Annotated in this window: 21 protein-coding genes; 10 read left to right on the top strand and 11 right to left on the bottom strand. The window is 62.5% G+C overall.

Annotated features, from left to right (window positions below; all coding sequences use genetic code 11):
- The first annotated feature begins 17 nt into the window (after positions 1 to 17).
- Positions 18 to 284: a type II toxin-antitoxin system RelE/ParE family toxin gene (locus LG376_RS00710; RefSeq protein ID WP_225745869.1), complete on the top strand. Its 267-nt coding sequence runs from the start codon at positions 18 to 20 to the stop codon at positions 282 to 284.
- On the opposite strand, the gene rbsD is transcribed toward LG376_RS00710, so the two are convergent.
- From rbsD to LG376_RS00680, 6 genes are read right to left on the bottom strand one after another with little or no spacing between them, the layout of a single operon-like run.
- On the bottom strand, positions 281 to 655 hold the full coding sequence (gene rbsD, locus LG376_RS00705) for a D-ribose pyranase (protein WP_225745868.1): 375 nt from the start codon (positions 653 to 655) through the stop codon (positions 281 to 283). The genes LG376_RS00710 and rbsD overlap by 4 nt on opposite strands.
- Positions 648 to 1556 carry a ribokinase gene (locus LG376_RS00700; RefSeq protein ID WP_225745867.1) on the bottom strand — a complete coding sequence of 303 codons (909 nt, stop codon included), beginning with the start codon at positions 1554 to 1556 and terminating at the stop codon, positions 648 to 650. Before LG376_RS00700 ends, rbsD begins: the two co-directional genes overlap by 8 nt.
- Positions 1553 to 2467, bottom strand: a complete 915-nt coding sequence (locus LG376_RS00695) for a substrate-binding domain-containing protein (protein WP_225745866.1) — start codon at positions 2465 to 2467, stop codon at positions 1553 to 1555. The genes LG376_RS00700 and LG376_RS00695 overlap by 4 nt, the downstream gene beginning before the upstream one ends.
- A gap of 12 nt (positions 2468 to 2479) precedes the next feature.
- Complete coding sequence (locus tag LG376_RS00690) at positions 2480 to 3421, bottom strand: ABC transporter permease (protein WP_150851164.1); 942 nt, start codon at positions 3419 to 3421, stop codon at positions 2480 to 2482.
- The gene (locus LG376_RS00685; protein ID WP_225745865.1) at positions 3418 to 4962 is read right to left on the bottom strand and encodes a sugar ABC transporter ATP-binding protein; all 1545 of its coding nucleotides are present in this window, start codon (positions 4960 to 4962) and stop codon (positions 3418 to 3420) included. Before LG376_RS00685 ends, LG376_RS00690 begins: the two co-directional genes overlap by 4 nt.
- The gene (locus LG376_RS00680) at positions 4959 to 5948 is read right to left on the bottom strand and encodes a LacI family DNA-binding transcriptional regulator (protein ID WP_225745864.1); all 990 of its coding nucleotides are present in this window, start codon (positions 5946 to 5948) and stop codon (positions 4959 to 4961) included. Before LG376_RS00680 ends, LG376_RS00685 begins: the two co-directional genes overlap by 4 nt.
- Positions 5949 to 6078: 130 nt before the next feature.
- Between LG376_RS00680 and LG376_RS00675 the strand changes: the two genes are divergently transcribed.
- The 6 genes from LG376_RS00675 to galK all read left to right on the top strand — a co-directional run bounded on the left by LG376_RS00675 (position 6079) and on the right by galK (position 11818).
- Positions 6079 to 6522: a YdcF family protein gene (locus LG376_RS00675; protein ID WP_225745863.1), complete on the top strand. Its 444-nt coding sequence runs from the start codon at positions 6079 to 6081 to the stop codon at positions 6520 to 6522.
- A 196-nt stretch (positions 6523 to 6718) separates the two neighbouring features.
- On the top strand, positions 6719 to 7618 hold the full coding sequence (locus tag LG376_RS00670) for an aldose epimerase (RefSeq protein WP_225745862.1): 900 nt from the start codon (positions 6719 to 6721) through the stop codon (positions 7616 to 7618).
- Between the two features lie 11 nt (positions 7619 to 7629).
- Positions 7630 to 9279: a sodium:solute symporter family protein gene (locus tag LG376_RS00665; protein WP_225745861.1), complete on the top strand. Its 1650-nt coding sequence runs from the start codon at positions 7630 to 7632 to the stop codon at positions 9277 to 9279.
- Between the two features lie 10 nt (positions 9280 to 9289).
- Positions 9290 to 9532 carry a hypothetical protein gene (locus LG376_RS00660; RefSeq protein ID WP_005322508.1) on the top strand — a complete coding sequence of 81 codons (243 nt, stop codon included), beginning with the start codon at positions 9290 to 9292 and terminating at the stop codon, positions 9530 to 9532.
- Positions 9532 to 10626 carry a galactose-1-phosphate uridylyltransferase gene (galT, locus tag LG376_RS00655; RefSeq protein ID WP_225745860.1) on the top strand — a complete coding sequence of 365 codons (1095 nt, stop codon included), beginning with the start codon at positions 9532 to 9534 and terminating at the stop codon, positions 10624 to 10626. The genes LG376_RS00660 and galT overlap by 1 nt, the downstream gene beginning before the upstream one ends.
- The gene (gene galK, locus LG376_RS00650; protein ID WP_225745859.1) at positions 10619 to 11818 is read left to right on the top strand and encodes a galactokinase; all 1200 of its coding nucleotides are present in this window, start codon (positions 10619 to 10621) and stop codon (positions 11816 to 11818) included. Before galT ends, galK begins: the two co-directional genes overlap by 8 nt.
- A 139-nt stretch (positions 11819 to 11957) precedes the next feature.
- On the opposite strand, the gene LG376_RS00645 is transcribed toward galK, so the two are convergent.
- Positions 11958 to 13001: an RNase H family protein gene (locus LG376_RS00645; protein ID WP_225745858.1), complete on the bottom strand. Its 1044-nt coding sequence runs from the start codon at positions 12999 to 13001 to the stop codon at positions 11958 to 11960.
- Positions 13002 to 13252: 251 nt separating this feature from the next.
- On the opposite strand from LG376_RS00645, the gene LG376_RS00640 reads away from it, so the two are divergent.
- From LG376_RS00640 to LG376_RS00630, 3 genes are all read left to right on the top strand, one after another.
- Positions 13253 to 14155: a DUF559 domain-containing protein gene (locus LG376_RS00640; RefSeq protein WP_225745857.1), complete on the top strand. Its 903-nt coding sequence runs from the start codon at positions 13253 to 13255 to the stop codon at positions 14153 to 14155.
- A gap of 187 nt (positions 14156 to 14342) precedes the next feature.
- A complete protein-coding gene (locus LG376_RS00635; RefSeq protein ID WP_225747344.1) occupies positions 14343 to 15506 on the top strand; it encodes an NRAMP family divalent metal transporter in 1164 nt (387 codons plus the stop codon).
- Positions 15506 to 16276 (top strand): putative hydro-lyase, encoded by a 771-nt coding sequence (locus LG376_RS00630; RefSeq protein ID WP_225745856.1) that lies wholly within the window; start codon positions 15506 to 15508, stop codon positions 16274 to 16276. Before LG376_RS00635 ends, LG376_RS00630 begins: the two co-directional genes overlap by 1 nt.
- Here LG376_RS00630 and LG376_RS00625 read toward each other — a convergent pair.
- The 4 genes from LG376_RS00625 to LG376_RS00610 all read right to left on the bottom strand — a co-directional run bounded on the left by LG376_RS00625 (position 16273) and on the right by LG376_RS00610 (position 21067).
- A complete protein-coding gene (locus LG376_RS00625) occupies positions 16273 to 16893 on the bottom strand; it encodes a GntR family transcriptional regulator (RefSeq protein ID WP_225745855.1) in 621 nt (206 codons plus the stop codon). The genes LG376_RS00630 and LG376_RS00625 overlap by 4 nt on opposite strands.
- A gap of 67 nt (positions 16894 to 16960) precedes the next feature.
- Positions 16961 to 18742: a biotin carboxylase N-terminal domain-containing protein gene (locus tag LG376_RS00620; RefSeq protein ID WP_225745854.1), complete on the bottom strand. Its 1782-nt coding sequence runs from the start codon at positions 18740 to 18742 to the stop codon at positions 16961 to 16963.
- Positions 18732 to 20306 (bottom strand): 5-oxoprolinase/urea amidolyase family protein, encoded by a 1575-nt coding sequence (locus tag LG376_RS00615; RefSeq protein ID WP_225745853.1) that lies wholly within the window; start codon positions 20304 to 20306, stop codon positions 18732 to 18734. The genes LG376_RS00620 and LG376_RS00615 overlap by 11 nt, the downstream gene beginning before the upstream one ends.
- The gene (locus LG376_RS00610; protein WP_225745852.1) at positions 20306 to 21067 is read right to left on the bottom strand and encodes a LamB/YcsF family protein; all 762 of its coding nucleotides are present in this window, start codon (positions 21065 to 21067) and stop codon (positions 20306 to 20308) included. Before LG376_RS00610 ends, LG376_RS00615 begins: the two co-directional genes overlap by 1 nt.
- Positions 21068 to 21230 lie beyond the last annotated feature (163 nt).

Raw genomic sequence — 21230 nt, 5'->3', positions numbered from 1 at the left:
CAACTTTTTAAGAGGTTATGGAATACAACATCGCGTTTACGCGGCAGGCTAAGCGAGAGTTACAAAAAATCCATCAGGGAAACCGAAAGCAATATCATCGGATTAAGCGCGCGATCGGTGGACTGGCTAAAGACCCATATCCACCGGGATCAATCGCTTTGTCTGGCAGGAGTGGCCGAAGAATAAGGGTGGGAAATTACCGCGTGCTGTACTCCGTAGAGGAGCAAGAAGTGCTGGTGGAAGTGTTTACCGTAGGGGCACGCGGAAGCGTTTATAAGCGCTAGAAGGGCACGCCGGAGCGCAGGATGACATTGGCAAACGGCGTGGTGGAACCGGTGCGCACGACGAAGGAGGCGCGGGCGACCTCGCGCTTGAGGTCATCGTGGGAGACCTCGGTAAGCGGTATTGCGGGAAGCAGGGAGCGCACCTCGGGCGGGGTGGTATCGGCGATGGTGGCGGCTTCGACCACGACCTCCCCAAGGAGGGCTGCCAAGGTATCGGCAAAGGTGGGGATGCCGAAGGTCAGCGTGAGGTCGATGACGGGCACGTCGTGGGGGATGGGCAGGCCGCAATCGGCGATAACGAAGGTATCGGTGTGCCCGAGGCGGGCGACGGCGCTGGTGAGCGCGGGATTGAGCAGGCCGGATTTACGCATCGGTGACCTCCGGCAGGGCGGATTCGGTGGTGGGGTAGGAAGGCTGTGCGCCGTTGCCGGTGGCGGCGAAGGCGCCGACGCGGGCGGCGAAAGTGGCGGCATCGACAAGCGAGGCACCGGTGAGGAGCTGGGCGCAGAAGGCGCCTGCGAAGGCATCGCCGGCACCGGTGGTATCCACGGCGGTCACGCGCGGGGTGGGGATATCCGTGCCGCCCTCCGGGGTGGCCACGTAGGCGCCGTGGGCGCCAAGGGTGAGAACGACAGAGAGGAAACCGGCCTCTACCAGGCGGTGGGCGAGCTCGCGCGGGGCGCCCTCCGCAGACAGGCCGAGCTGGTCCAGGATGAGCCCTGCTTCGTGCTCATTGGCCAGCAAAGGATCGGCCTGCAGGAGCGAGTCGCGGTCGACCTCGACCACGGGCGCGAGGTTGACCACCACTCGGCCTTGGGCCGCCTCGACCGCGGCCTGGAAACCGGAGGCGGGGATTTCGCCCTGGAGGAGGACTACATCGGCATCGGCGATGGTGGAGGCGCGGGAGGTGACAAAGGGGGCGTCGACAAGCGCGTTGGCACCGGGGGAGATGACGATGGTGTTCTCGCCGTCGGCCGAGACGGTAATGACGGCGAGGCCGGTGTTGGTATCGGCCTGCTCCACGGCTCCCAGATCGATGCCGGAGGTACGCATGTAGTGCATCGCAGGCTCGGCATAGGGATCGGAGCCGACCGCGCCCACGAAGGCCACGGTGGCGCCCAGCTGCGCGGCCGCGACAGCCTGGTTAGCGCCCTTGCCCCCGGCCAAGATGTCGCCGCCAGAGCCCAGCAGGGTCTCGCCGGGCTGTGGGTGGCGCTCGGCGTGCACGATGAGATCGGCATTGATGGAACCGACGACGGTTAGCTTGCTCATTGGAAATCCTCCACATTGTCGCGGGTGACGGTGATGACCTCGACGGGGACGTTCTTCTCCGCCGCGCCACCGTGCAGGAGTGCTGCGGCTTGTTCGATGGCGCGGGCACCGAGCTCTGCGGGCTGCTGGGCGATGGTAGCTTCTAGCTTGCCATCTTTGACCGCCTTGAGGCCATCGAAGGTGCCATCAAAAGCCACTACCTTGACCTCAGAGCCAGCGCGCGAGCCCAAAGCTTCGACCGCGCCGAGCGCCATTTCATCGTTCTCTGCAAAGATGGCCTTGATATTAGGGTTGGCCTGCAGCAGGTTGGTGGCGACGTTGAGGCCTTCCGTGCGGTCGAAATTCGCCGATTGCTTGCCGACGACCCGAATGTCCCCATACTTCGCAATCTGCTCTTCAAAGCCCTTGCCGCGCTCGCGCGAGGCCGAAGTACCGGCGGTGCCCTGCAGGATGAGGATATCGCCCTTTTCTCCGATGGCTTCAGCGAGTTTATCCGCCGCCTGTGCGCCGCCGGCGACGTTATCGGAGGCCACCATGGAATCCAGCTCTACGCCGTTGACATCGCGGTCCACGCCGATGACGGGCACGCCGTCATTTTTGATGCCACGCACGGCTGGAGCGACGGCATCGGAATCGGTGGGGTTGACCACGACGACCTTGGCGCCCATGGAAGTGGCATTGCCCAGCTGATTGACTTGCTGGGCGGGGTCATCGGAAGCGTCTTGAATGTCGAGCGGAACGCCGAGTTCCTTGGCCTTATCTTGTGCGCCGTGGCGCAGCTCGACGAAGAAGGGGTTGGTCTGCGTGGAGAGCGCTAGGGTGATGCGGTTGCGGTCTTCTTCCGAGCGATTGCAGGAGGCAAGGCCTAGCGCGAGGGCGGGTACGAGGAGGGTGGCGATGAGCTTTTTCATGGCGGGTGCTCCTTAGTTGGCCGTCTTATTGCGGATGACGTCGAAGCCGACGGCCAGCGCGATGACCAGGCCGATCACGATCTGCTGCCAGAAAGAGGAGACGTTGAGCAGGTTCAAGCCATTGCGGATGACCGCTAGCAAGATCGCGCCGACCAGGGTGCCGGTGGCCTTGCCTTGGCCACCGGAGAGCGAGGCACCACCGATGACGACGGCCGCGATGGCATCCAATTCGTAGCCGGTGCCGGCCTGCGGCTGTGCGGATTCGAGGCGGCCGGCCATGACCATGCCGGCCCAGGCGGCGAAGAAACCAGAGAGTGCGAAGACGGCGATCTGGATGCGCTTGACCGGCAGGCCTGAGAGGCGGGCGGCCTCCAGGTTGCCGCCGATGGCGTACATGGAACGGCCGAGCACCGTGCGCTCCAGGATGAACCAACAGATGAGCCCGGCGATAACCATCATGATGATGGGCACGGGGAAGCCGGCGATATCGCCTCCAAAGGCATTGACGGACGGGGCGGTTTCAATCGGCGAGCCCTGGGAAATGACCAGGGTGAGGCCGCGGGCGATGGACATCATGGCCAGCGTCGCAATGAAGGAGGGGATCTTGCCCCACGCGGTGGCCATGCCGCAGATGGCGCCGGCCAACGCACCTACGATTAGGCCGAGAAGCAGGGTGAGCCAGCCAGGCAGTCCCGCGGTGGAGAACATGTAGGCAGAGACCATGGCGCCGAGCGCGGCGACCGAACCCACCGAGAGGTCGATGCCGGCGGTGACGATGACAAAGGTCATGCCGAAGGCCAAGATGGCTACCGTGGCGGCCTGGATGCCGATATTGAGCAGGTTCGCCACGGTAAGGAAGTACGGCGTAGCGATAAACAGCGCGATGCACAGGGCAATGAGGCCGACGAGCGCGCCATTATTCATCGCCCAGTTAACTACTCGATTCTTGGTCATGCTTCATCCTTGGGGTTAGTGCCGGCAGGCGCGGCAGCAGAGGCAGAGGTAGAAGAGGTCACATTGGATACGGCAAAGGCCATGACCTCGTCTTGGGTGGAGTCCTTGGGTAGCTGGCCGGCGAGTTGGCCGCCGGACATGACGAGGATGCGGTCGGACATGCCGAGCACCTCAGGCAGATCGGAGGAGGCCATGAGCACAGCGCCGCCGGCAGCGGTGACCTCATTGATGATGTTATAAATCTCCACCTTGGCGCCGACGTCGACGCCGCGGGTGGGCTCATCGAGGAGGAGGACTTTGGAACCGGCCAGTACCCAGCGGCCAAAGACCGCCTTTTGTTGGTTGCCGCCGGATAGGTTCCGGATGGGCTGGGAGAGATCGGCCATGCGAATGCGCAGCTTCTCCGCTACGTCACCGGCGCGGCGGCGTTGACCGCTGCGGTCTGCCAGCCCCACCTTAGCGGTGGGGTAGAGGGTGGCGAATCCGAGGTTATCGCCCACGGAGGCATCGAGAACTAGCGCTTGGGACTTACGGTCTTCGGGGATATGGCCCACGCCGGCGCGGATGGCGGCACGAATATCGCCGCCGCGCAGCTGCGTGCCGCCGACACGGATGGTGCCGGAATCGTAGGGGTCGGCGCCTGCGATGGCGCGAATGATTTCGGTGCGGCCGGCGCCCACGAGCCCGGCGAGGCCGACGACTTCGCCGGCATGGACGGTGAAGGTGACGTCGTGAAAGGCGCCGTCGGCAGTCAGCTCGGAGACCTCCAGCAGGGCCTCGCCGCGCTCGGGAGGAACCTCGCGCGGGTACTGGTTTTCAATCTCGCGGCCGACCATGAGGCGCACCAGCTCGTCTTCGTCCGTATCGGCTGGGACCTCGGCGATGAAAGAGCCATCGCGCAGCACGCTGATGGTCTCTGCAATGCGCGCCAGCTCCTCCAGGTGGTGGCTGATAAAGACCATGGCCACGCCTTTGGCCTTGAGTTCTTCGAGCACGGCAAAGAGTGCATCAACCTCCTTGCCGGTGAGCGCGGCAGTAGGCTCATCCAAGATGAGGATGCGCGCGTTCATGGACAGCGCCTTGGCGATTTCCACGAGCTGCTGCTTGGCCACGCCCAGCTCACCCACCGGCATGTCCAGATCCACGTCCAAGCCGATAAGGTGCAGTGCCGCTTGTGCCTGTGCCCTGAGGTGCTTGCGATTGACCAACCCAAAACGGCGTGGGGTCCGCCCGAGCATGATGTTCTCGGCCACGGACATGGTGGGCACAAGGTTGAGTTCTTGGTGAATGGTGGCGATGCCCAGCGCCTCAGAGGCCTTGGTATCTGGGATTTTCACCTCTGTGCCATCTACCAGGATGCGGCCGGAATCTGGCGCGTGCACACCGGCAATCATCTTGATGAGGGTAGATTTTCCCGCGCCGTTCTCACCCAGCAAGGCCTGCACTTGGCCGCGGCGGACGGTGAGGTCTACCCCCTTAATGACCTCTATCGGGCCAAAGGATTTGGTGACATTATCCAGGCGCAAAACGCAGTCACTCATGGCGTGGCTCCATCGAGTTGGTGGGCAGTGGACATGCGTGGGATATAGCGGGTTTCTAGCACTTCGCCTTCCGGTTGGTGCTTATCATTGATCGCCGCGATGAGCTTGGCCGTGGCGGTCTCGCCCATTCTGGCCACGTCCTGGTCAACCACCGAGATAGGGGAGGGCTGGAAGCGCAGGTAGATGAAATCATCGAAGCCGACGAGCGCGATTTCTTCTCCGATGCGCTTGCCCGCATTATGGCAGGCCTCCAGCGCGCCGGCCGTCATCATGGAATCGCCGGCAATGAGCGCGGTGACGCCTTCTTGCAGGAGTGCGAGGGCTCCTTTATAGCCCTCACGGTGGCGGTAGCTGCCGTGGTGGATATGGGTAGGCATGCCGCGGGTGGCGGTCTTGAAAGCTTGCAGGCGCTGGCGGCCGGTGGAGGTTTCCTGCGGCCCGGAAAGATAGCCGATGTGCGTGTGCCCCTTCTCTTTGAGCTGTTCCACGGCTTGTTTCATACCCGTGTGGGGGTCTGATAGGACTGCTGGAATCTGGCCCAGGGCGCGGTCAATGAGCACGAGCGGGCGGTAAGCGCGCGCCTGCTCGAGCGCTTCTTCGGCGCCTTCGAGAGGTACCGCGATAATGCCGTCTACCTGGCGTTCCATCAGGGCATCGAGGGCTTTGACTAAGCGCTGCGGATCCTCGCCACAACTGGTAATCATCGTAGCGAGTCCCTGCTTATCGGCGGCTTCTTCAATGGCTGCGGCCATTGCGGCGAAGTAGGCATTGTCTAGGCTGGGGATGACCAAGCCGATGGCGTTAGATCGGGAGCTGCGCAAAGCTCGGGCTTGGGCATTGGGCCTATAGTTGAGCTTGATGGCCGTGTCCTTGACGCGTTGGCGCGTGGACTCCGAGATGGCTGGGTTGCCCGAGAGCGAACGGGACGCGGTGGAAATGGATACTCCAGCAGCAGCGGCCACGTCCTTGAGGGTGGTTCCGGCCATGCTGTCCTCCTTGGTTTAGGCTAGTGAGCCGGCTTCCGGCCCTCCTGGGTGCAATCGATTGCACATTTGAGATAAAGGTACGGCTATTTCCATCTTCCTGTCAAGAGCTGGCAAGTCTATGCTGGTATCCATGTCTGACCCGCTCCTTGTTTTGGGCTCCCGCGTAACCCACGGCTACCCCGGCGCCATGCTGCGCTCGCGCCTAGACAAGGCATTGGCGCTCTATAGCGGGCAGCAGATTATTGTCTCGGGCCGTGGTGAGGCGGGGCCCATGGCTACATACCTCAGTGAGCGCGGTGTGCCGGCCGAGCGGGTAGTGGTGGAGCCGGAAGCAACGAGCACTAATGAAAATCTAGAGAATGCCCACCGCTTGGCCCCGGATGCTGTATTGCACGTGGTGACCAATGATTTTCATATCCTGCGCACCGCGTTGTGGGCCTGGCACCTCGGCATTGCCGTGCGCCTGCATCCCGCGCGCACCCCGTGGCGGTTGATGCCGCGCAATTACCTGCGCGAAGTCCTAGCCACACCACACTCCGCAGCGCGAATAGTGTGGCGGCGGATGCGGGGATAGCGCTCCTGCCCCGGTGTGGCGGCTCGCGGCCCATAGGTGTCTCCAGCCCCGAAAGAGGTTAACAAGCGGTTAACTCTACCGCGGTGAGCAGCAGAAATAGAAGGTATTCGCGGGTAGTTATGCAAACGATTGACCTGTGCTTTGCCGTACTCCTAGGCTAATTCCAACGAAAGTTATAGCCAGAAAGGTCTTTGTTATGACCAGTGGAGCAGCGCTTGGTCCTGACGCTGACTACCCCAGCGTCGCACTTGCCCACGGCGATTATGTGGCCGAGATTGGTCTATTCGGCGGTGCACTCAAAGCGCTGACCTATCGCGGCGCGCCCTTGGTAGAAAGCTACGAAGGCAAGCCGCCGCTGATGGCCGGAGTGGTGCTGGCGCCGTGGCCGAATCGCACCGAAGATGGCTGGTTTGAATGGCAGGGGACCGCCCACCAGCTAGAGATCACGGAGCCGGAGCGCAATAACGCCATCCATGGATTCGCGGTGGATTGGTGGCGCATCAAGGAACGCTCGGACAACCGGGTGGCTCTTGCCTTTGATATTGAGCCGCGCCAGGGCTGGCCGTGGGCGATTCAGCTAGAGGCCACCTATACCCTCGATGAGCAGGGATTGCACCACCAGCTGACCGCACGCACCACGGAGCCCGGTGAGGTTCCCTTCGCCTATGGGCTGCACCTCTACCTCTCCCCACAGGGAGCTGGGGCGGAGGAAGCGGTGCTCAGTGTGGACGTCGGCAAGCGCTACCTGCTAGGCGCCCGCAACCTGCCTACGGGAAAGACGGAGCAGGTGCGCATTGTTAATCAGCCCATCGCCGAGGTGGACTGGGACGATTGCTTCCACGGCGAAGGCCCACTGACGGCCGTGTATTCGGCCGGTGGAAAGGGTGTGCGCCTGGAGATGGGCGAAGGCCTGAACTGGGTGCAGATGTTTACCCCGGCCGATTTCCCGCGGGCAGGCGGCCCCGGCAAGGCATTGGCCGTGGAGCCGATGAGCGCGCCGCCGAATGCGCTGCGCAGCGGGGAAGACCTCGTGCGCCTGAGCGCTCAGAAACCGCAGAGATTCACGCTGCGCCTTGCAGCAGAGAACAATAACTAGAAAGGTCAGCCATGGAGACTGCTGAATCCGTATTGAGGCTCGATGCCTCCTGGGTGGACTACTTCTTGGTAGCCATCTACTTCCTCTTCGTGCTGGGCATCGGCTGGGCCGCCAAAGCTCGAGTGTCTAGCTCCATCGACTTCTTCCTCTCCGGCCGGGGACTGCCCGCCTGGGTGACCGGCCTGGCTTTCGTCTCGGCCAACCTGGGTGCGGTGGAAATCATCGGTATGTCCGCCAATGGCGTGGAGTATGGCTTCCAAACCATGCATTACTTCTGGATCGGCGCCATCCCGGCAATGGTCTTTTTGGGCATTGTGATGATGCCGTTCTACTACGGCTCCAAGGTGCGCTCGGTACCGGAGTTCATGCGCAAGCGCTTTGGCAATGCCGCGCACCTGGTTAATGCGATTTCCTTCGCCGTGGCCCAGCTGCTTATTGCCGGCGTGAACCTGTACCTGCTGGCCACGATCGTGGAGGCCCTGCTGGGCTGGCAGATGTGGGTCTCGCTCCTCGTGGCCGGCCTCATCGTGCTGTCCTATATCACCCTGGGTGGCCTTTCGGCCGCCATCTATAACGAGGTTCTCCAGTTCTTCGTCATCATCGCCGCCCTCGCCCCGCTGACCATCATTGGTTTGAACCGCGTTGGCGGTTGGAATGGGCTGAAGGACGCGGTGGCCCAGGATTCGCACTTCCACACGTGGCCGGGCACGGACATCTCCGGTTTTGAGAACCCAGTGTGGTCCGTCATCGGCATCGTGCTGGGCCTCGGCTTCGTGCTTTCCTTTGGTTACTGGACCACCAACTTCGTGGAAGTTCAGCGCGCCATGGCCTCCGATTCCATTTCAGCCGCCCGCAAGACGCCGATCATCGGTGCCTTCCCCAAGATGTTCGTGCCCTTCCTCGTGGTCATTCCGGGCATGGTTGCCTCTGTATCCGTGGCCGACTTGATGGAGGAGCGCGCGGAGCCGAATGACGCCATCCTGCTGCTCATGCGCGACCTTCTGCCCAATGGCCTGCTGGGCGTGGCGATCGCCGGCCTGCTCGCTTCCTTCATGGCCGGCATGGCCGCGAATATCTCGGCCTTTAATACCGTCATCTCCTATGACATCTGGCAGACCTACGTGGTCAAGGACCGCGAGGATGACTACTACCTGAAGTTCGGCCGCATCGCCACGATTATCGCCACCGCTATTGCCATCTTTACCGCGCTGCTCGCGCAAAACTTTGGCAATATCATGGACTACCTGCAAACCCTGTTTGGCTTCTTCAATGCGCCGCTATTTGCCACCTTCATTCTGGGCATGTTCTGGAAGCGCATGACCCCGCACGCCGGTTGGTCCGGACTCGTAGCCGGTACCGCTTCCGCCATCGCTTTCTGGTACGTCGCGTCCTTCACTGACCTCATCAACCTGCCGGGCCAAGGCACGGCCTTTGTGGCGGCCGGTGTGGCCTTCGTGGTGGATATCCTGGTATCCATCGTGGTCACCCTGTTCACCCAGCCCAAGCCGGATAGCGAGCTGGTTGGTTTCGTCTCTTCCGTGACTCCCAAGGACCACTTTGAGGACTACACCGAAAAGTCCTTGCCGTGGTATCAGCAGACCGTCCCGCTGGGCATCATTTGCCTGGTGATGGCCGTAGCCCTCAACGTCATCTTCGCCTAAGGAGCCCAACATGTCTGAGAAAAAGCGCGCGGGTGCATTCGACCTGCGCAACGTCATCGCCGCACTCCTCGGCCTCTACGGCCTGATTTTGCTCGGCTGCTATTTCTTCCTTGACCCAGGCATCAACCCGGATACCGGGCAGGCTAAGAACGCCAGCGATAACCTATGGGCAAGCCTTGCTTTGTTGGCCGTGGCCGCCGCCTTTGTGCTGTGGGCGCGCCTGAAGCCCATCACCATCCCAGGAGAAAACTAATGGTTGAGATTACCTCTGCCACGCTTGCCGACGGCCGCGAGATCCTCTACTTCGACGATCAACCCCACCCCGACCGCGTGCTTGTCGACGCCCGCGACATCCCCATCGTCTCCCCCGCTTCCGAAATGCGCCGGGATCCCCTAACGGGGGATTGGGTGGCCTTTGCCGCCCACCGCATGAACCGCACCTTCTTGCCACCGGCCAACGAGAACCCGCTGGCGCCCACGCGCGAAGGCCAGCTGCCCACGGAGATCCCTAGCCCCAGCTATGACGTGGTGGTCTTTGAAAATCGCTTCCCGTCCTTTGCCACCACCGCGGAGATCGAGCATCCGGAGGACGATAACCTGCTCGGCATGGTGCCGCGCCTTCCGGCCCGCGCCCGCTGCGAGGTGGTGTGCTTTACCGAGGACCCGGCCCTATCCTTCAAGGACCTGCCGGAATCGCGCATCCGCACCGTCATTGAGGCCTGGGCGCACCGCACCGCCGCGCTATCCCAGATCGACGGCGTGCAGCAGGTATTCCCCTTTGAAAACCGCGGCGAGGAAATCGGCGTGACCCTCCAACACCCGCACGGCCAGATCTACTCTTATCCGTTCCTCTCGCCGCGCCTGCGCTCCATCGTGGAATCCGCCCGTGCCTATGACGGCGATCTCTTCCAGGATCTCCTCGATCGTGAGCGCGCGGCCGGCACCCGCATCATCGCCGAAACCGAGCACTTCACCGTCTTCGTCCCCGCCGCCGCCAAATGGCCGCTCGAAGCCATGGTCCTGCCCAATGAGGAGGTCCCCGATTTCGCCGCGCTTTCCGGCGCCCAACGCGCCGACCTCGCGCCCCTGCTCAAGAAGCTGTACTCCGCCGTGGACCGCTTCTTCGATGGCGTGGACAAGACCCCGTATATCGCCGGCTGGACCCAAGCGCCGGTGGACCCGGACCTGCGCCCCGGCATCCGCATGCACCTGCAGCTCTTTTCGCTCATGCGCTCGCCCGGCCGCATGAAGTACCTCGCCGGTTCCGAGTCCTCGCAGGCCGTGTGGATCAATGACACCACCCCGGAGCGCATCGCCGCCCGCTTTAAGGAGATCTGGGATGCTTAACTGGATTGACACCCGCAGCGATGCGGAGCTAGCAGCCGCAGCCCGCGACCTCTTCACCGCTGCCTTCCCGGACGCGCCCGAGCCCGCCGGTGTGTGGGCCGCGCCCGGCCGCGTCAATCTCATCGGCGAGCACATCGATTACGCCGGCGGCGCCTCCATCCCCTTTGCGCTGGAACAAAACACCGCCGTCGCCGTCGCACCCCGCACCGATGGCCTTCTCCGGATAGCCTCCGAATACGACGGCAGCGTTGCCCAAGCTAGCCTCCCACTCTCCGAAGTCCGCCCCGGCCACCCTTCCGACTGGTCCGGCTACGTCGCCGGCACCGTCTGGGCCGCCACTGCCGCGGGCGTCCTGAACTGCACCGGCCTCGATATTGCCATCGTCTCTGATGTCCCCGTCGGCTCTGGCCTGTCCAGCTCCGCCGCCCTCGAGTGCTCCGTGGCCGTGGCCGCCTACGAGCTTTGCCACGGCAAAGCTCCCGATGATGCCGCCCGCGCGCAGCTGGCCCAGGCTTGTATCCGCGCCGAAAACGAGGTGGTTGGCGCCTCTACCGGTGGCTTGGATCAAAACGCCAGCCTCCTCGGCCAGCGCGGCAAGGCGCTATTCCTGGACTTTTCCACCGGCGCCGTCGAGCGCGTGCCGTTTAATATCGAGGCCCAGGACATGGTGCTGCTTATCGCGGACACCAATGCGCCGCACACGCTTTCCGACGGCCAATATGCCTCCCGCCGCGGCATCATCGACGCCGTCCAGGCTGCCGCCGGCCGCTCCATCCGCGAAATCCCGGATGCCGTCGCCTTCGCCGCGACCGTCAACCCCCAGGAGGCTGAACTCTACCGCCGCCGCGTGCGCCACGTGGTGGACGAAACCGACCGCACCCTGGCCGCTAAATCCGCTTTAACCAAATCCCATTTAGACGAATTCCGCCGCCTCATGCGCGAAAGCCACATTTCCCTGCGCGACCTGTACGAAGTCACGACCCCCGAGCTTGACTCCGCTTTCACCGCGGCCGGCGAAATCGGCGCTCGCATGACTGGTGGCGGCTTTGGCGGCGCCGTCATCGCGCTCATCCCGCGCTCCGACGTAGAGTCCACCGCCCAAGCCATTAACGACGCCGCAGCATCCCGCGGCTTCCCAGAGCCCACCTTCTTGGTGGCCCGCCCGGGAGACGGTGCCCGCCGCCTGGCTTAAGCTCCGGCCCCTTCCCAACGCGCCTCTTGTCGTTAGGTCCATACTGATCAGGCTGATCTGAAGGCTGGGCCGCCTCAGATCGGCCTTAACTCCCTCAATTCGGCCTGATCAGATCAGCCCTAAGCCCCAATCGTTTGGATCACAACGCCGAGAGAGCTTTCTGAATCCCCTCGCGCAGCGTCTCGCGAGACTGCTTCATCGGATGCGCAATCGCGCGCAACCCCATGTACGCAATCTGGTCGGCCGCCCGATTCAGCGGATCCCCCGCATGCCCGAGCACACGGCGTATGTCGACCTCGCATTGGCCTTGGATATCGCCCCAAGCTTGCTGGAATCGGGACCGCGCACCCGAAGACACCCCTCGCCACGTGCGCCCCGGCCGCGATGCTTTAGAGCCGCGCTTATGCACAATCTGCTCGACCGCCTCCAAAGCGGCTACGGAATCGGACTCAATAACCGCCTTGCGCGCACCCACCTTGAGCAGGTATTTCAGCGCGAGCGTTAGTGCTTCGAGCTCGAGCTCATCCGTGCTCGCCTTGGTTTCTCGAGTCCGTAACCGGTAGTCGCCGTTGCCCGCAACGAAGCACATCGACCCCTTGAATACGGTATCCGAGGAAGCATCGGTGGCTATGCGCACCACGTCGCCCTCGGCCCACGAGGAGGCGCGCGAGAAGTTCGGCCACCAGTGCGCTTTCGGTGTCTCTACTTGTGCCGCTTGCTTCTTTTTCGGCGCCTCACCCATCTTGCGCGCCTTGCGTGCGGTCAAGCCGGCTTGTTTTCTGCGCACGGAGCTCGCGCTTTTCGAAGCCCTATTTTCTCCCGCAAAGCTTCCCGTCACCGTGAAACCGTCAGCCGTGAGTGCCGCTCGCAACGCATTCTGCCTGCGACCAGTGACAATCCACACTCGTCCGTCGAGTCCCTTGAGCGCGCGTTTGACCTCGCGCACGGCGATATCGACGATATCGCCCTTCTTCGTTTGGCCGCGGCGCACAAAACGCGTCTGCTTGGTATTGACTGCGATGACCCAGCCTTCGATGGTGCCGTTGGGGGCGGAATCCCAACGCTCGTCCCAGAGCGCGACCGCAACATGGATTGGTGCTGAGACCATGTCCGAGGTGATCTTGCGGGTGCCGTAGGTGCGCGATTGCGTACCGGTTAGTTCTGAGAGCTCGATGGGTTCCATTATCTCTAGTAAAGCACGGTTAACCGCGCTGCTGAATTATCCCCCACACCGCCGCTGTGAACTACTTCCCCTTAGGTCGAAGGTGATCGAGCCGATCTGAGCACAACCCGCCCTCAAATCAGCCTCAACGCCTTCAACTCGGCGCGATCACCTTGGACCTAACGTTCCGCCTCTCACTCAAGGCCCTCGGAAATTCACCTTCCTGAGCCGCATGATGCGTGCCCCGCCCCGCCAGCCGCGAAGATGAAACCATGATTACAGATCACTTCATCAACCTTCGTTACGCCGGAGCCGAAAGTCCGCACCATTTAGCCCTCCAGCGCGGTGAGCTCACCCAGATAGCGCCCTGGGTCGCCGTTCCTACGGCCACCTGGAGGCAATGGGTGCGCCATAAACAACAATTCGCCAAAGTAGTCGCTGCCGGGTGGAGCACCCACCGCGCCGTCCTCATCGGTAAATCGGCCGCGCGGCTGTGGGGAATGTGGGTAATTTCCAGGGAAGGGGAGGAGGTGGAGTTAGCGGTGCCTTCGGGAAGCGTGCCCCCACGAAGGCTCACCGCGAAAGGCTATCGGTACCGCCGGGTAAAGTCCCTCCAGGAATCCACGGTGTCGATAGCGGGTGTGCGCGCCACGAATCCCGCCCGCACCTGCCTCGAAATCGCCCGGCTACACGGATTCCCAGATGGCCTGGTAGCTACCGATTCTGCCCTCAGGCAACACGACGTCACCACATACGACCTGCGCCAAGAACTGGCAAAAATGCAGCGCACGAGGGGACAAGCGGCCATGCGTAAGGTTATCGAGCACGCGTATGGCGGATCAGAATCGCCTTATGAGTCCTATCTGCGAGCCCTCATTATTGAGCGTTTCCCGCAGGCGAAAATTGAGCCGCAGAAGCCGCTTCTCGGGAAGTATCGGGCGGATCTTTGTCTCGATGGCTGGCTGGTACTCGAGGTCGATGGCGATGCCAAGTATGACGGTACCTATGGCGAGGCGCCCTCCCACGTGGTAAAGCAGCAGATAAAGAGGCAGCGAGCGCTAGAAAACCGCGGATACGTGGTGCTGCGCTATGGTTCCAGCGAGGTGAAAGCGTCGGACGAGGCATTGCGGATAATCGCTAGCCACCTGGGAAAACGCGGCAGGAAAGTAGCCTAGATCACCCCCGCGCCACCCCGTAACACATAAGAGTTGTTGAACAAAAGGCATAGCTACCTTTAAGATGATGCGCATCACAAATTAATGCGACCTGCATCACGAAAGGTGAAATCTAGTGAGTGCTGAGACATCACACGCCGCTCCGGCGCAGGCGGGGGACAAGACCCCGCCCAAAGGCCTCGGCGCCATGGCTGGTGCCATGTTCCTTATGGCCACCTCCGCCATCGGTCCGGGATTTTTGACCCAGACCTCGGTCTTTACCGTGCAGATGGGCGCGTCCTTCGCATTTGCGATCATGCTGTCCATCCTCGTTGACATCGCTATCCAGCTCAATGTGTGGCGCGTTTTGTGCGTGACCGGCATGCGCGCCAATACCTTGGGCAATACCGTGCTCCCTGGCCTGGGCTGGGTGCTTGCCGTATTCGTGTTTATCGGTGGCGCGGTCTTTAATATCGGCAATATCGCCGGTTCTGGCCTGGGCATTAACGCGATGCTGGGTATCGATTCGCGCATCGGCGGCGTCATTGCCGCGGCCATCGCGATCTTCATCTTCCTCTCCAAGAAGGCGGGCATGGCGCTTGATCGCCTCGTCGCGGTCTTGGGCGCGGTCATGATCTTGCTTATGCTCTACGTCGCTGTGGTCAGCCAGCCACCGGTGGGGGAGGCGCTAAAGAATACCGTCGCTCCGGGCGAGATCGACTTCTTCGTCATCACCACCATCATTGGCGGCACCGTGGGCGGCTATATCACCTTTGCCGGCGCGCACCGCCTCATCGATTCCGGCCACACTGGCGTGGAAAACGTCAAGAACATTACCTATACCTCGGTAAGCGGCATCGTGGTCACCGGCATCATGCGCATGCTCCTCTTCTTGGCGGTTCTCGGTGTGGTGGCCACCGGCGTGGCGCTCTCGGACGACAACACCGCGGCGGATGCCTTCTACAATGCCGCCGGCGAGTTTGGCCTGCGTGCCTTCGGCGTGGTCCTCTTCGCGGCCGGTTTGTCCTCGGTTATCGGCGCCGCCTATACCTCGGTATCCTTCGTGACCTCCCAGGACACCTCGACGCGCACCCGCAATATTCTCACCATCGTCTTCATTGCGGTGTGCACGGTAGTCTTTGTGGCCATCAACTCCGCGCCGCAGAAGTTGCTCATCTTCGCCGGTGCCATCAATGGCCTGATTCTGCCTATCGGTTTCGCCCTCGTGATGTGGGTGGCCTGGCGCCGCCGCGACCTCCTGCAGGGCTATAAGTATCCCAAGTGGTTGCTGATTATCGGCACCCTGGCGTGGGTACTCACCATCATCATCGGCTTCAAGGCTTTCTCCGGCATCACCGAGCTGTGGGCATAATGCAGACCCCAGAGCAGGTGCGCGAGTATGCGCGCAGCCATGACATGGCCACCACCGCCGGGCATGCCCGCGGTTTCATGCAGGCAAACCTGCTGGCCGTGCCGCAGGAATACGCGTTTGATTTCTTGCTCTTTGCCCAGCGAAATCCCAAGCCGTGCCCGATTGTGGGCGTGCTGGAAGCCGGTCAGTACACCTCCGAGCTTCTGCCGGGCGGGGACATCCGCACCGATATTCCGGCCTACCGCGTCTTTGAAAACGGTGAGCATACTGCCACGCTTGCCGACGCCACCTCGTACTACACCCCAGACATGGTCAGCTTCCTCATCGGTTGCTCTTTTACCTTTGAGACTGCGCTGCAGGATAACGGCATTGAGGTCGCGCACATTGCTCAGCAGCGCAACGTGCCGATGTTTAAAACTACGATTCCCACCACCCCGGCCGGTGTCTTTTCTGGACCCATGGTGGTCTCCATGCGCCCGATTCCGGCCGCGCAGGTCTCCGATGCGGTGCGGATTACTTCCCGTTACCCATCGGTGCACGGCGCCCCGGTTCACGTGGGTGACCCGGCGGCCATTGGCATTGAGGATTTAAACCGTCCGGACTTTGGTGATCCGGGCGAAGTGCCGGAGGGCTGCCTGCCGGTCTTTTGGGCCTGTGGTGTGACCCCGCAGGCCATCGTGATGGAATCTAAGCCGCGCTTAGCTATTACGCACGCACCTGGCCAGATGCTCGTGACCAACGCCCGGGATCAAGATTTTCTCATTCCTTAATCGTCTAGCACGGCGAGGATCTTCTCGCAGGTATTCATGAGGCTGTCATGCGAAAGCGTGGCGGCCTCGAGGCGTTTTCCGTCCGCGATGAGCGTGGCCAAGGTGATATTTCCTTGAATGTGGTCCGCATGCAGCTGCGGGTAGCGCGGAATGGCTAGCAAGAAGGTGAGCCGCATGCGGGCGAGCAGGTTATCCATCTGCTCATTGAGCGTAGGCGAGCCCAGCGCGGCCACCAGCGTACGGTGGAAGCGTTGGTTGATGGCGGAGACTTCTTGGTGCTTGCCGCGTGCCGCGTAGTCGAAGGCGGAGGAGGTGAGGGTGACGAGCGAGGGGGCATCGGCAAAAGCGCCCCAGCGCACCGCCGCCGGTTCGATGGCTGCGCGGGCGGCAAAGAGGTCGCGGATATAGTCTGCGTCGGGCGTGGCGAGGAAGACGCCGCGATTGGGGATGCGCTCGACAATGCGCTCCGCGGCAAGCCTGGTGAAGGACTCGCGGAGGGTATTGCGCGAGCAGTTAAAGCGTTCGGCCGCTTTGACCTCGCTGAGCTGCTCGCCCGGCTGAAACTCGCCGGCGGAAATGGCCTCGCGCAACTCGGAGGCGACAGACTGGGAAAGCATGACCACAACTGTACTAAAAAGTTATGCACCTCACATTGAAATGAGGTGCATAACGATGGCGAGAGCGCTAATCGATGGTCGCGATGACCTTGGAGGAATCCAGACGGTCACCTTCTGCGGCCAGGAGCTTGATGGTACCGCCGCGCGGAGCCTTGATGGCCGATTCCATCTTCATGGCCTCGACGGTGGCGATGGCATCGCCCTCGGCCACGGTATCGCCGTCCGCAACGTTCCAGGCCACGAGGTTGGCCTCGAACGGGGAGGTAACCGCATTGTCATCGGTAGACTGTGCGCCGGCCGAAGACGGCGCGGTGGAGGCAGAACCACCGGCCGAGGCGGCGCCCGGCGCGGCGAGGAAGTCGACGGGGACGCCGACGTTGACCAGCTTGCCGTCGATTTCTACGGCCACATTGCGGCGCTGGGTATAGATGGCTTCTACCTTTTCCACCTGGTTGGCGGCAGACGGACGGTAGTTGTGATCCACCCAGTCCGTAAACACGCCGATTTCGGAGGCACCAGCGGCAGCGGTGTCCTCGGCCGGTGCGGCAGTGCCGATGAGTGCAGGCTCATCCATCATGTCGCGGTGGAACGGCAGCACGGTGCGCACGCCGGTGACGGTGAACTCGCGCAGAGCAAAGCGGGCGCGGGCTAGGGCGATCTCGCGGGTTGGGCCCCACACCACGAGCTTGGCAATCAGGGAGTCATAGTACGGCGGGATGATAGAGCCAGAGCGCACCGCGGAATCTACGCGGATGCCCGGGCCGGTGGGCGGCTCGAAGGAGACGATAGTACCAGGGCACGGGGCGAAGCCATTGAGAATGTCCTCGGCATTGATACGGAACTCAAAAGCATGGCCGTGGGACTGCGGATCCTCATCGAAGGACAGCGGCTCGCCGGCCGCGATGCGGAATTGCTCGGCGATGATATCGGTGCCAGTGACTACCTCGGTAACTGGGTGCTCGACCTGGACGCGGGTATTGACCTCGAGGAAGGAAATAGTGCCGTCCTCGGAGACAATGTATTCTACGGTGCCGGCGCCGGTGTAGCCCACCTTGGAACAAATGGAGCGCGCGCCTTCGATGATGCCGTTGCGTTGGGCGTCGGAAAGCGCGGGCGCCGGAGCCTCCTCAATGAGCTTTTGGAAGCGGCGCTGGGTGGAGCAATCGCGGGTGCCGAGCACGCGCACATTGCCGTGCGTATCGGCCAGCACCTGGGCCTCCACGTGGCGCGGGTGGGTGAGGAATTTCTCCACGTAGCACTCGGCGCGGCCGAAAGCCTCCATGGCCTCGCGGCCGGCGGAGTTGAACGCGCCCTCGATCTCTTCCATATTGTCCACGACCTTCAAGCCGCGTCCGCCGCCGCCATATGCGGCCTTAATGGCAATGGGCAGGCCGTGCTCTTCGGCGAAGGCGCGGGCCTCCTGCCAGTCATCGATGGGATCGGAGGTACCCGGTGCCAACGGCGCGCCGACCTCCTCGGCCACGCGGCGCGCAGCGATCTTGTCACCGAGCAACTCGATGGACTCCGGGGAAGGGCCAATCCAGATCATGCCGGCCTCGGTAACCGTGCGGGCAAAGTCAGCGTTTTCGGACAAGAAGCCGTAGCCCGGGTGGATGGCATCGGCGCCGGCGCGCACCGCGATATCGAGCAGCGCGGGCACGTTCATGTAGGTATCGGCCGCGGTATTGCCCGGCAGCGCATAGGCTTCATCCGCTACCTGGGTATGCAAGGCACCGGCATCCGCTTCGGAATAAATGGCGATGGACTTAATGCCTAGGTCACGAGCGACGCGGGCGATACGCACGGCGATCTCGCCGCGGTTAGCAATGAGGACGGTTTTAATCTGCATTCTGTTCTCCAGTGTTCAAGGCTTGGGGTGCTACGAGTTCAAAGTTCACGCGCGCGCCGGGTGGCAGCTGCGCAGCAATATCAATATCTTCTTCCAATACGGTGGCGATGACCGGGTAACCGCCGGTCACGGCATGATCACGGAGGAAGACCACGGGCTTGCCATTGGGTGGGATTTGGATCGAGCCGGCGACCATGCCCTCGGAGGGGAGCTCGCCGTCTTTAACTCGCTCAATCGGCTCTTCGCCATCGAGGCGCAGGCCCACGCGGTTGGAATCCGAGGTGACGGTCCACTCGGTATCCAGGAAGGCGGAGACATTATCGCCAAACCAGTCATCGCGCGGTCCGAGTACGCAGCGCAGGGTAGCGCGGGTTTTGCCGTCGGAGCTTTCAGAAACGCGCAGTGGGTTGGCTAGCTGGGCGTCGGTCATGCCGGTAGAGCGCGGCAGCACGCCGATGACATCGCCGGTGGTGACCGGGTCCGGGCCAAGGCCAGAAAGGACGTCGGTGGCCGCGGAGCCGAGTTCGGATTCAGCGATGATGCCGCCGCGGATGGCCACGTAATTGCGCATGCCTACCGTTGCAGGGTCCACCGTGACGGTTTGCCCGGCCGTGACCAGCACAGGGCGAGCAAGGTGAACCGGCATCTCGCCGAGGCGCACACGCGCGGTCGCGCCGGTGACGCAAATGACGGTATCGGTGAGCGCGTGGAGCTTAATGCCGCCGATATTCTCCAGCACCGTTGCCCCGCGCGGGTTGCCCACGGCCACATTGGCGGTCGCGGCGGCGGCGCGGTCGGCAGCACCGGAGGGGGTCACGCCGAGATCGCCCACACCGGGGCGGCCCAAATCTTGGTAGAGGGTGAGCAGGCCGGCATCGATAACCTCCATGCGCGGCAAGCGGGCAGGGGCGCGCTTCGAGCGGGCAGAGTGATCAACAAGCTCCGGCAGCTTATCCACGCTGCGATAGCGCACGCGGTCTCCCGGCTGTACCAGCGCCGGCGGGTTGGCATTGGAATCCCACATCGGCGTATTGGTGGTACCCAAAAGCTGCCAGCCGCCCGGGGAAACGCGCGGGTACACCGCAGAAAACTCGCCCGCGATACCTACAGCGCCGGCCGGCACCGCGGTACGGGGACTGGAGCGGCGTGGCACCGCACGCGCCAGGGAGGGGTCCGACGGCGCACAGTAGGTAAAGCCCGGGGCAAAGCCGCCGAACGCCGCGGTCCACTCGGTAGAGGTATGCCAGTTTATGAGCGCTTCGCGCGAAAGCCCCAGCAGGTCCGCGGCCTCGTCCACATCCTCGCCGTCATAGAGCACATCGATTTCTACCGTGCGGGCCTCCGCAGCCGTCGCGGCGGCAGGGGAGAAATCCTGCAAAAATTCCGCCGCATCGCGCGCCGAATCGGGTGCTTCAAAGGTCAGCAGCAAGGTGGTGGCGGCCGCGATGCAATCCACCTGATTCTTCAAAGGCTTGGCAGAAAGCGCCGCGTGCCAATCCATGACCTGGTTCAATCCATCCAGGTCAATGAGCAACGCGCGCGTGCCCACAAAATTAATGTGCATTAGATAAAGCTCCGAATCTCGATGCCTTCTGCACGCAGGCGCTCCACCACGCCGCGCAGTAGCTTCACCGCGCCAGGCGAATCACCGTGGGTGCATACGGATTGCGCATCCACCTCAAGCTTCGTGCCATCCACGGCCGTAATCGACCCGGTCTGTGCTACCTCCAGTACTCGCTGTACCACTTCATCGGCGCTGCCGAGCATCGCATTGGCTTCCTTGCGCGAGACCAGCGTGCCATCGGGGTTGTAGTTGCGGTCCGCAAAGGCCTCACGGATGACGGTAAGCCCGCTGTGCTTGGCGACGTCCACCGCTACACCCCCAGGCAGCAACATCACCGGCAAGTCTCCAAAGGCCTTAATACCCTTGATGACGGCTTCTGCCTGCGCCTTATCCTTCACAATCGCGTTATACATCGCACCGTGCGGTTTTACATAGGAGACCGTGGTTCCATTGGCGCGAGCCAAAGCATCAAGCGCGCCAATTTGGTAGGTCACCTCGTCTGCAAGCTCGTCCGGGTTGTAATCGATAAAGCGGCGGCCGAAACCTGCGGCGTCGTTATAACCCACGTGCGCGCCTACGGTCACGCCTGCTTCTGCGGCCGCCTTGAGCGTGCCGGCAATCGAGTGCGGGTCGCCCGCATGGAAGCCGGTGGCCACGTTTGCGGAGGACACCATCTCCAGCATCGCTGCGTCATCTGCGACCGGATTGCCTGCAGTGGTTTCTCCCAAATCCGCATTGAGATCGATATGGAGCGAGGACATTCAACACCGTCCTTAAGATTGTTGAACAATTCGAATGCCCTTTAGTGTAACCCTCGCCACTGTCATTTGTGAAGGCGGTTACGTTTCATTTACCCGCGTGTGCACCCCCACCCAGGCACGAGAAAACCGCCCCGCCCCGGGTGCGAGGTCCGGGAGGAGGCGG

The organism is Corynebacterium sp. Marseille-P4611 (assembly GCF_916618765.1).
In the GTDB taxonomy this organism is placed as follows: Bacteria; Actinomycetota; Actinomycetes; order Mycobacteriales; family Mycobacteriaceae; genus Corynebacterium; species Corynebacterium marquesiae.
Note: the sequence above shows the minus strand (reverse complement) of the source record. Positions and strands in the feature narration are given on the sequence as shown.

Coding starts and splice junctions, on each gene's coding strand:
- LG376_RS00710 (WP_225745869.1), top strand. CDS start 18: ATGGAATACAACATCGCGTTTACGCGGCAGGCTAAGCGAGAGTTACAA.
- rbsD (WP_225745868.1), bottom strand. CDS start 655: ATGCGTAAATCCGGCCTGCTCAATCCCGCGCTCACCAGCGCCGTCGCC.
- LG376_RS00700 (WP_225745867.1), bottom strand. CDS start 1,556: ATGAGCAAGCTAACCGTCGTCGGTTCCATCAATGCCGATCTCATCGTG.
- LG376_RS00695 (WP_225745866.1), bottom strand. CDS start 2,467: ATGAAAAAGCTCATCGCCACCCTCCTCGTACCCGCCCTCGCGCTAGGC.
- LG376_RS00690 (WP_150851164.1), bottom strand. CDS start 3,421: ATGACCAAGAATCGAGTAGTTAACTGGGCGATGAATAATGGCGCGCTC.
- LG376_RS00685 (WP_225745865.1), bottom strand. CDS start 4,962: ATGAGTGACTGCGTTTTGCGCCTGGATAATGTCACCAAATCCTTTGGC.
- LG376_RS00680 (WP_225745864.1), bottom strand. CDS start 5,948: ATGGCCGGAACCACCCTCAAGGACGTGGCCGCTGCTGCTGGAGTATCC.
- LG376_RS00675 (WP_225745863.1), top strand. CDS start 6,079: ATGTCTGACCCGCTCCTTGTTTTGGGCTCCCGCGTAACCCACGGCTAC.
- LG376_RS00670 (WP_225745862.1), top strand. CDS start 6,719: ATGACCAGTGGAGCAGCGCTTGGTCCTGACGCTGACTACCCCAGCGTC.
- LG376_RS00665 (WP_225745861.1), top strand. CDS start 7,630: ATGGAGACTGCTGAATCCGTATTGAGGCTCGATGCCTCCTGGGTGGAC.
- LG376_RS00660 (WP_005322508.1), top strand. CDS start 9,290: ATGTCTGAGAAAAAGCGCGCGGGTGCATTCGACCTGCGCAACGTCATC.
- galT (WP_225745860.1), top strand. CDS start 9,532: ATGGTTGAGATTACCTCTGCCACGCTTGCCGACGGCCGCGAGATCCTC.
- galK (WP_225745859.1), top strand. CDS start 10,619: ATGCTTAACTGGATTGACACCCGCAGCGATGCGGAGCTAGCAGCCGCA.
- LG376_RS00645 (WP_225745858.1), bottom strand. CDS start 13,001: ATGGAACCCATCGAGCTCTCAGAACTAACCGGTACGCAATCGCGCACC.
- LG376_RS00640 (WP_225745857.1), top strand. CDS start 13,253: ATGATTACAGATCACTTCATCAACCTTCGTTACGCCGGAGCCGAAAGT.
- LG376_RS00635 (WP_225747344.1), top strand. CDS start 14,343: ATGGCTGGTGCCATGTTCCTTATGGCCACCTCCGCCATCGGTCCGGGA.
- LG376_RS00630 (WP_225745856.1), top strand. CDS start 15,506: ATGCAGACCCCAGAGCAGGTGCGCGAGTATGCGCGCAGCCATGACATG.
- LG376_RS00625 (WP_225745855.1), bottom strand. CDS start 16,893: ATGCTTTCCCAGTCTGTCGCCTCCGAGTTGCGCGAGGCCATTTCCGCC.
- LG376_RS00620 (WP_225745854.1), bottom strand. CDS start 18,742: ATGCAGATTAAAACCGTCCTCATTGCTAACCGCGGCGAGATCGCCGTG.
- LG376_RS00615 (WP_225745853.1), bottom strand. CDS start 20,306: ATGCACATTAATTTTGTGGGCACGCGCGCGTTGCTCATTGACCTGGAT.
- LG376_RS00610 (WP_225745852.1), bottom strand. CDS start 21,067: ATGTCCTCGCTCCATATCGATCTCAATGCGGATTTGGGAGAAACCACT.